Source organism: Deltaproteobacteria bacterium, assembly GCA_003696105.1.
Lineage (GTDB): Bacteria > Myxococcota_A > Polyangia > Haliangiales > J016 > J016.
The window spans coordinates 19907-28826 of sequence record RFGE01000115.1 but is presented as its reverse complement, the minus strand read 5'-3'; the positions used below and the strand labels follow the sequence as shown (position 1 = coordinate 28826).

The following is an 8920-nucleotide window of genomic DNA, read 5'->3' as shown; positions in this document are numbered from 1 at the left end:
TGCCCGACCGGGCAGACGTGCCGGCTGAACGATCCGACCGATCCGACCAGCGGGGGGACGTGTTGTACGCCGTTGACCCAGGCCGAGGCGTGCGCGGGCCGCATGTGCGGTGACGTCGACGACGGCTGCGGCGGGACGCTGACGTGTGGCGACTGCGGCGCCGGCCAGGTCTGCGACGTCGATGCGTTCGGCGGGGGAACCGGCACGTGCGTTGATTGCTTGACGTGCGAGGAGTACGGCGCCATGGTCGGCGGCCAGGCGTGCGGCATGCCGGCGGCCACGTGCGGCGTGGACTGCGGTACGTGCATGGCCTCGGGGGAGGGGTGCAGCGACGGCTCGATCGCTCCAGCCAACGTATGCGTCGCATGCACGACGTGCGCCGACCTCGGCGGACCGGGCGTCGCGTGCGGGACTCCCCCGGACGGCTGTGGCGGGACGCTGATGTGTGGGGACTGCGGTGCCGGCCAGGTCTGCGACGTCGACGGACGCTTCGGCGGGCCACCCAACCGGTGCGTCACGTGCCGAACGTGTGCGGACATCGCCGGCGGCGGTCAGGCGTGCGGAATGGCCGACAACGGCTGCGGTGAGATCCTCTCCTGCGGCGATTGCACGGGCGGCCAGGTGTGCGGCGACGGCGTCGTCGGTCCGCCCAACGTGTGCGTCGACCCGCCGGCGGGGCCGACTGCCGCGGGCGACGTGGTGATCACCGAGATCATGCGCGACCCGAAGGTCGTGGTCGACGCCGATGGCGAATGGTTCGAACTGTACAACCCGACGACGACCGCGTTCGACCTCGAGGGGTGTACGATCTCCGACGACGGCATGGACAGCCACGTCATCGACACGGGCGGCGCCGGCCTGATCATCGGCGCGGGCGGGACCCTGGTGCTCGGCAACAACATGAACTACGACACCAACGGTCACGTTCCGGTGAGTTATCAGTATGATGGCGTTACGCTTGCCAATAGTTCGGACGAACTCGTGATCTCCTGCGGCGGCACCGAGATCGCGCGCGTCAACTACGGGACCGGCTTCCCGACCGTGGCGGGCGCATCGATGAACCTCGACAAGTTCGTGCTCGACGAGACGGCGAACGACTCCGCCGCGAACTGGTGCCCGACGCTGCAGCAGATCAACGGGGACCCCGCCCTCGACCGCGGTACCCCATCGATGGAAAACGAAGCCTGTCCGGTGGCCAACTGCACGCTGTCGATGGAGGACTCGGCGACGTGCCCGGCTGCGGATTTCTCCGATCCGGCGAACGCGCCGTGCGGCGTCATTCTCTTACTTGCGGGGTTGCCGTGTCCGGCGACCCCGACGGGGAACTGCGGCGGCAGCGGCGACGCGCTGGGGGGGGTCTCGATCCTCGAGTTCGCGCGGCCGGTGACAGTGGTGGACGTCGTGTTCGCCACGGAGGTGACGGGGGCGAGCGCGACGATGACGTTCTACGACGCGTTCGGCACCCCCGTCGGCGAGGTGACGGCCAACGGCGCCTGCGACGGTCTGTCGTCGCCCGCGACGTCGCAGCATGTGGTTCTCGCGGGGCCGGCGGTGTCGGCCCAGGTTACGGGCCCGGCCTGGATCGACGACCTCGTGATCAACCCGCCGATGTGACGGGCGGCGCGGGTGCGCGCGGCGCCGGTCGCGCCGGCGACGTGAGGGGCTGCGCGCGGCCGGCGCGCGGGCCGGGCCAAAACTTGCCCGCGCGCGCGCGCCGGCCGACAGTGACGGGGTGCGCGTCGCGATCGCAATCGCGGCGGCGGTCGCGTCGGTACGGCCCGCCGCCGCCGACGTCGGCTCCGGTTCGGCGGCCGTCGGTGTCGGCATGTTCGGCGGGCGGCCGGCGACGACGGTCGACGCCGGGATCGACGTGGCCGGCGGCGCCTGGGCCGTCGGCATCGGGGGGCGCGTGCGCTGGCTGGCCGGCGAAGGGGTGCGCCGGCAGGACTGGGACGAACCCGGCGACATCGCGGCGGTATTGCGCTATTTGACGTACCGCCGCGAGCCCGATGGCGACGGGATTGCCGTTGCCGTCGCGGCGGGTCCGCTGGCGAACGCGGTCCTCGGCCACGAGACGGTGGTCGGCGGGCTGACGACCGGCCTCGACGTGGACCACCGGCACCTCGGCGCGCAGGTGCGGGTGGCCGGGGCGGTCGCGGCGGGCGAGGCGCTCGTCGACGACGTGGTCGCGCCGCGGGTGATCGCCGCGCGCGGCCGACTCGGCGGCGACCGCGGCGCGGCGTTCGGGGCGACCGCGGCCGGCGACCTGGAGCTCGGCGTCGCGGCGGTCGCGCTGGACGCGGAGTGGCGCGCGGCGGTCGCGGTGCCGTACGTCGACCTGGTCGCCGTGGTCGGCCGCGGGGTCGGCGCCCACGCCGGCGTCGCGGTCCACGCCGACGCGGCCGGCGCAGCGTGGCGCGGCGTCGTCGAAGCCTACGCCGCCAGCGAGGGCTACGTGCCGGGCTGGTTCGGCCCGCTGTACGAGGTCGACCGCGCGACGCCGGGAGGCCTCGCGGCCGCCGGTGGGTTCGGCGGCCGGGCGTCGGCCTCGGTCGACGCCGACGGGCTCGGCCGGCTCGCGCTGGCCTACGACCGGCGCCGCGGCCGACCCGACCGGCTCGCCGTGCGGCTGGCGGCTCCCTATTTCGCGCGCGCGCAGCTCGCGGCGTGGGCGGCGGCCGACGTCGCCCGCGGCGGCGCCCGCGCGGTGGCGGCCGAGCTGCGGGTCGAGCTGCCGGCGGGGCTGTTTGCCGCCGGCGAGGCGGCGCGCGTGTATCGCGATGCCGGCGGAGCGCTCGAGCCGTTGTGGCTGGCGACGATCGCCGTCGGCGGGGCGCTGGCGCTGTGACCGGCCGGCGGGGCCGGGCCGCGCGACGGAGGGAGCGGCGCCGCGCGGGCCGCTCCGGCGGCGCGGCCCTGGGCACCGGCGCGCGCCGCTCACACCGCGCCCGCGCCGGCCAGCGGACTCGGCGCCGCGCGAGGCGCGGAGATGGGACGCGGAGCGACTGCTCACACCGCGCCCGCGCCGGCCAGCGGACTTGGCGCCGGCGGCCAGACCTGCTTGACTGCCCCGGATGGACGCCGTCGACTCGCTGATCGACCGCTTCGGCCCGGCCGCCGTCACCGCCGCGCTGCGGCCGCACCTGTCGGACGACCGCGCCGCCCGCATCGAGCGCGTGCTCGCCGCCCGCCTGTCGTCGGTCACCGCGGTCCTCGAGAACTTGCACGACCCGCACAACGGCGCCGCCGCGATCCGCTCGTGCGAGGCGCTCGGGCTCGACGCGCTACACGTCGTCGAGGCGGCGGAGCCATTCCGCTTCGCCAAGAAGGTCACCATCGGCTGCCACAAGTGGATGGCGGTGCACCGCTACCCGGAGCTGGCGCCGTGCGCCGAGGCGCTGCGCGCGCGCGGGTTTCGTCTGTACGCGGCGGTGCCGGGCGCCGCGCAGACGCTCGACGACATCGACGCCAGCGAGCCGGTCGCGCTCGTGTTCGGCAACGAACTCGAGGGCCTGCGCCCCGCCACGGTCGCCGCGTGCGACGCGGCGTTCTCGATCCCCATGGTCGGGTTTTCCCAGTCGTTCAACCTGTCCGTGTCGGTCGCGCTGTGCGCCTACGCGGTGGCGGGCCGCCGCCGCGCGGCGCTCGGCGCCCCCGGCGACCTCACGGAGCGAGAACGTGCGCGCCGCCGCGCGCGGTGGTATGCCCTGAGCGTGCGCGGCGCACCGGCCATCGTGGCACGCCATGTGGCGAATCGGACACGCGCGGACGTGTCCTCCGTGACGCACCCGGCGGAGGACCGGTAGGATCGCGCGCGACCCGGGCGGTATCGACGTTGCAACGACGCAAGCGCAACCCCGTGAACGCATCCACGCGAGCCAAACGCGCGCGGCCGGCGACCCGCGGCGGCCGGACGCTCGAGCGCGCCGCGACCCCGGCGCGCGGTCGCCGCCGGCTGCTGTGGTGGGCGAAGGCGCTCGCGCTGGCGGCGCTGGTGTGCGCCGCGCTCGGCGCCGCGACCCTCGCCGCGATGTTCTGGTATTACGGACGCGACGATCGCCTGCCGAACATCGGCAAGCTCGCCGACTACCGGCCGCTGCAGGTGGCCCGCGTGGTGACGGCGGATGGCACGGTGATCGGCGAGATCTTCCAGGAGCGGCGCACGTTCGTCCCGCTCGAGGACGTGCCCGAACACGTGATCCACGCCTTCGTGTCCGCGGAGGATGCGTCGTTCTTCGAGCACGGCGGGATCGACTACGTGGGCATGCTGCGCGCCGTGTTCGTCAACCTCAAGTCGGGGCAGAAGCGCCAGGGCGCGTCGACGATCACGCAGCAGGTGGTCAAGACGTTCCTGCTGTCTCCGGAGCGCACGTTCCGGCGCAAGTTTCAGGAGATCATCCTGGCGCGCCGGCTGGAGAGCGCGCTGTCGAAGGACGACATCCTCACCCTCTACCTCAACCAGATCTACTTCGGCCACGGCCGGTACGGCGTCGCGGAGGCGGCGCGCTACTACTTCGGCAAGTCGGTCGGCGAGCTGAACGTCGGCGAGGCGGCCGTGCTCGCCGGGCTGCCGAAGGCGCCCGAGCGGCTGTCGCCGCGCAAGCCGGGAAACGCTGGCCGCGCGAAGGCGCGCCAGACCTACGTGCTCGAGCAAATGGTGAAGAACGGCTACCTCGACGCCGCCGAGGCCAAGCGGTGGATTGACGCGCCGATCGAGATCGTCGACGACGCGTTCCCCCATTTGGGCGAGGCGCCCGAGTGGGTCGACATCGCGCGGCGCGAACTCGTGGCGCGTTTCGGCGAGGACGATTTGTATCGCGTCGGCGGCACCGTCGTGGTGACGGTCGACCTCGACGTGCAGCGCGCGGCGCGCGACGCCCTGCGCGCCGGGCTGCGCGAGGTCGACGCGCGCCAGGGGTTCGGCCGGCCGATCAAGCGGGTGAAACCGGACCAGATCGATCTGGAGGTCGCCAAGCTCGCGCGGCGCTTGCGCAAGCGGACGCCCCGGCGCGGCGAGCGGTATCGCGCGGTCGTGCGCGACGTGCGCGACGCGACCGGCGACGCGCCGGCGCGGATGATCGTGGACCTCGGCGACTGGCGGGCGCTCGTCGAACTGCCGCCTCGCGACCGCGACGACCGCTACAACCCGGAGCACAAGCGGGCGACCGAGCGGTTCCGGCCCGGCGACGTCGTGCGCGTCGTCCCGATCGAGGCGGGCGACGGGCTGCCGGCCGGCGTCGCCGGTCGCGCGGAACTCGCCCGGGGGCCGGAAGGGGCGGTCGTTGCGATCGATCCCCGCACCCGCCAGGTGCTCGCGGTGGTCGGCGGCTACGACCCGTCGGTCGGAGACTTCAACCGCGCGACGATGGCGCACCGGCAGGCGGGGTCCACCTTCAAGCCGTTCGTCTACGCCGCCGCGATCGCGAGCCGCGACTTCACGCCGGCGACGATCGCTGTCGACGCGCCCGAGGTCTACGAGGACTGGGTTCCGGAGAACTACAAGAAGGGAGAGTTCGAGGGACCCGTTCGGCTCCGGTATGCGCTCGCCAAGTCGATCAACAGCGTGTCGGTGCGCCTCATCCGCCAGATCGGGCCGGCGCGCGTGGCGGAGCTCGCCAACGCGCTCGGCGTCGAAACCAAGCTCGAGCCGCACCGGTCGCTCGCGCTCGGCGCCGCGGAGGTGACGCCGCTCGAGCTGACCAACGCGTTCGCCACGTTCGCGGCGGGCGGGGTCGCCGCGCCGCCGCAGTTCGTGAGCCAGGTCGCGGGCGAGCGCGTACCGCCGCCCGAGCCGCGCCAGGTGCTCGACCCTGCGGTCGCGTACGTGATGATCGACATGCTCCGTTCGGTGGTCACCGAGGGCACCGGCGGTCGCGCGCGCGCACTGCATCTGGACGTCGCCGGGAAGACCGGCACGACCAACGACGCGAAGGACGCGTGGTTCATCGGGCTCACGCCGGCGCTCGCCGTCGGCGTGTGGATCGGATTCGACGAGCCGCGCAGCCTCGGGCGCAAGGAGAGCGGCGGGCACACCGCGGTGCCGGTGTTCGTCCACATGATGGAGCGGCTCGGCAAGCGCGTGCGCGGCCGGCGCTTCGAGCCGCCGCCGGGCGTCGTCACTGCGCGCGTGGACAAGGCGACGGGATTGCTGGCGCCGCCGGGCGCCACGGACGACACGAGCTACGTCGAGACGTTCCTCGACGGGACCGTGCCGGTCGAGGTCGCACCGTCGCCGGGCCAGGTCGGCGTCGACGATTTCGTGCTCGAACAGTTCGGCGACGCCGCCGGCGGCGATGCGGCGGACTCCGGCGCGCCGGCGCCCACACCGCCATGACGCGCGCCGGGCGCACCGCGGTCGCGATCGCCGTGGCGTGCGCGGCGACTGCGGCGCACGCCGGCGACGGTGGAGGGCGGTCGCCGTCGCCACTCGGGAGGCTGTGGCGCGACGTGCGCGCGGTGGTGGCGGACGCGATCGCGCCGCGGGTCGAGCCGCCGCAGCCGGTGCGCGTGGTGTGGCGGCCGCGCGCGCTCGGCGTGCTCGATCTCGGCGCGCCGCTGATCGCGCTCGCCGCGGGCGACGTCGACGGAGACGGGCGTGCGGAGCTGGTCGCGGTGACGACAGCCGAGGTGGCGATCGTCTCGTCCGACGGGCGCGCGCCGCGCGTCGTCGCGCGGGCGCCGCTGCCCGCGGAACCGGCCGTGCCGCGATCGCGCGATCCGGTCGGCGCGGCGGTCGTCGCCGATGTCGACGGCGACGGCCGGACGGAGATCGTCGCGCGCAGCAGCGACCGCGCGCGCGCCGGCGCGTGGACGTGGCGCGGCGGCGAGCTGGTCGCAACGGCGCCGCGCGACGGGTTTTTCGTGTGCCGCGACGTGGTCGCGGATCTCGTTCCCGGACGCAACTATTATTCCCGCGCGCGCACGCGCCCGGAGTTGCCGGTGCCCGACGCGTGGGTGGGCCTCGCGTGCGCCGATGTCGCCGACGCAACCGGCCGGCTCTGGCGGTGGCGGGCGGTCGTCGGAGTGGACGGGGCGCTCGTCGCATGGCGCGACGACGACCGCGCGCGCTACGCGATCGCCGGGCGCGGCTACGCGATCGCGATCGGTGACATCGACGGCGATGGCGCGCCGGAGGTCGTCACGGCGACGGCGCGGCCGCCCGGGCGTGGTGACCGCGCGGAGGTCTACTCCCTCGCTGGCGGCGTGACCCGCCGGGTCGCGCAGGGGCCACCGGTTGCCGGTGGCATCGCCGGTGTGGCGATCGCCGACGTCGACGGCGACGGCGGGCGCGATGCGATCGTGGCGGTGCGCGACCCCGGGGCGGCGGAGGTGGAACTGTGGCGGCTGAATCGGTGACGGCCAGCTGTGTGACGAGGGAGCCTCGAATCAGGCGGGGCGGCGGCGGTGGAACCGTGGCGGCTGAATCGGTGACCGGTCGGCGCAGCGGGCGGCCGCGCCGGCGCGCGGGGATCGCGGCGGCGGCGGTCGTGGCGCTGGCGGCACCGGTGGCGCGAGGCGAGAGCCGCCCGGCCTACGGCGGCGCGCTCGCGATCCCGCTCGGCGGCGAGCCGGTGTCGCTCGACCCGGTCGCCGCTCGGTCGCCCGCCGAGGTCGCGGTCGTCGATCTCGTATGCGACACCCTGTACGCATTCGGCGCCGGCGGCGCGCCGGTTCCGCGGCTTGCGGCCGCGTTGCCTCGGGTCAGCGCCGATCGGCTCGTCGCGCGCGTGTCGGTTCGCGCCGGCGTGCGGTTTCACGACGGCTCGCCCGTCACACCGGCCGATGTCGCGCGGTCGATCGAGCGCGCGCGGACCGACGCGAGGTCGGCGTGGCTGCTCGCGCCCGTCGTGCGCGTCGCCGTCGATGGAGGCGACGTCGTGGTTCAGCTGTCCCGTGCCACGCCGGAACTCGCTGCACTGCTCGCGGCGCCACAGACGGCGGTGACGCCGGGCGGCGCACCGCCCGCCGGCGACGATCTCGTCGGCACCGGGCCGTTTCGCATCCGCGCGGTCGACCGCGGCGCCCGGCGCATCGCGCTCGATGCGGTCGACGACTACTTCGGCGGGCGCGCCTACGCGGACGCCGTCGAGCTGCGCTGGTACGACGACGCCGATGGTGAGGCGCGCGACTACGAGGCCGGGCGCACGCACGCGTCGTTTCGCGGAGCGGCCGCGTTTCCCGGGCATCCGCCGAAGTACGCGTCGCGCGAGGTCGTCGCGCCGCCGGCGGTGCTCGTCTACGTCGGCTTCGCGCGCGACGGCATCGCCGGCAACGTGCACGTGCGGCGGGCGCTGTCGTTCGCGATCGAGCGGGCCGCCTTCGAGCTGCCCGACGTCGTCGGCCGCGGCCGGGCCGCCGTCGCTCCGGCCGCGCCAGGTTTCGGTGGACCGCCGGTCGGGCGCGCCGAGCGTTCCGCGCGCGTGTCCGACGCGCGCCGCCAGCTCGAGCGCGCGCGCCGCGAGCTGCCCGCGCTGCGCGGCGACCCGCCGGTGCTCGCGATCGGCGTCGATGCGTCGCGGCCCGGCGACCGCGGTGTCGCGGCCAAGGTGCGGGCCGCGCTGTTTCGCGTCGGCCTGCCGGCGCGCGTAGTCGTGCTGGCGCCGGCCGCGCTGCACGCCGCCGCGGCGCGCGGCGCGGTCGACCTGTACGTCGGCCACCTCGCGTTGCCCGCGCCCGACGCGGCGCTCGAGGTCGCGGCGGCGTTCGCGATCGGTGGCAACGGCTGGGCCGCGCGCGCTCTCGCGCGCCGGTCCGTGCCGGTGACCGAGATGCTCGCCGAGTTCGACCGCCAGCTGCCGATTGTCCCGCTGTTTCATCGCGTGCGCCGGGCGCACGTGCGCGCTGCGCTCGGCGGCCTGCGGTTCGACGCGCTCGGCCGGCTGACGGTCGCCGACGCCTTCGTCGCGGAGGGCCCGTAGCG

At 75.1% G+C, this 8920-nt stretch carries 6 protein-coding genes; all 6 read left to right on the top strand.

Features of this window, described 5'->3' with window-relative positions; genetic code table 11:
* Positions 1-72 precede the first annotated feature (72 nt).
* The 6 genes from D6689_07900 to D6689_07875 all read left to right on the top strand — a co-directional run bounded on the left by D6689_07900 (position 73) and on the right by D6689_07875 (position 8918).
* Complete coding sequence (locus D6689_07900) at positions 73-1614, top strand: lamin tail domain-containing protein (GenBank protein RMH42546.1); 1542 nt, start codon at positions 73-75, stop codon at positions 1612-1614.
* A gap of 118 nt (positions 1615-1732) precedes the next feature.
* Positions 1733-2848, top strand: a complete 1116-nt coding sequence (locus D6689_07895; GenBank protein ID RMH42545.1) for a hypothetical protein — start codon at positions 1733-1735, stop codon at positions 2846-2848.
* 226 nt (positions 2849-3074) lie between these two features.
* Positions 3075-3806 carry a TrmH family RNA methyltransferase gene (locus tag D6689_07890; GenBank protein ID RMH42544.1) on the top strand — a complete coding sequence of 244 codons (732 nt, stop codon included), beginning with the start codon at positions 3075-3077 and terminating at the stop codon, positions 3804-3806.
* Positions 3807-3835: 29 nt separating this feature from the next.
* Positions 3836-6334 carry a PBP1A family penicillin-binding protein gene (locus D6689_07885; protein RMH42543.1) on the top strand — a complete coding sequence of 833 codons (2499 nt, stop codon included), beginning with the start codon at positions 3836-3838 and terminating at the stop codon, positions 6332-6334.
* Positions 6331-7356, top strand: a complete 1026-nt coding sequence (locus tag D6689_07880; GenBank protein ID RMH42542.1) for a hypothetical protein — start codon at positions 6331-6333, stop codon at positions 7354-7356. Before D6689_07885 ends, D6689_07880 begins: the two co-directional genes overlap by 4 nt.
* Positions 7338-8918: a hypothetical protein gene (locus tag D6689_07875; protein RMH42541.1), complete on the top strand. Its 1581-nt coding sequence runs from the start codon at positions 7338-7340 to the stop codon at positions 8916-8918. Before D6689_07880 ends, D6689_07875 begins: the two co-directional genes overlap by 19 nt.
* Positions 8919-8920: the final 2 nt, after the last annotated feature.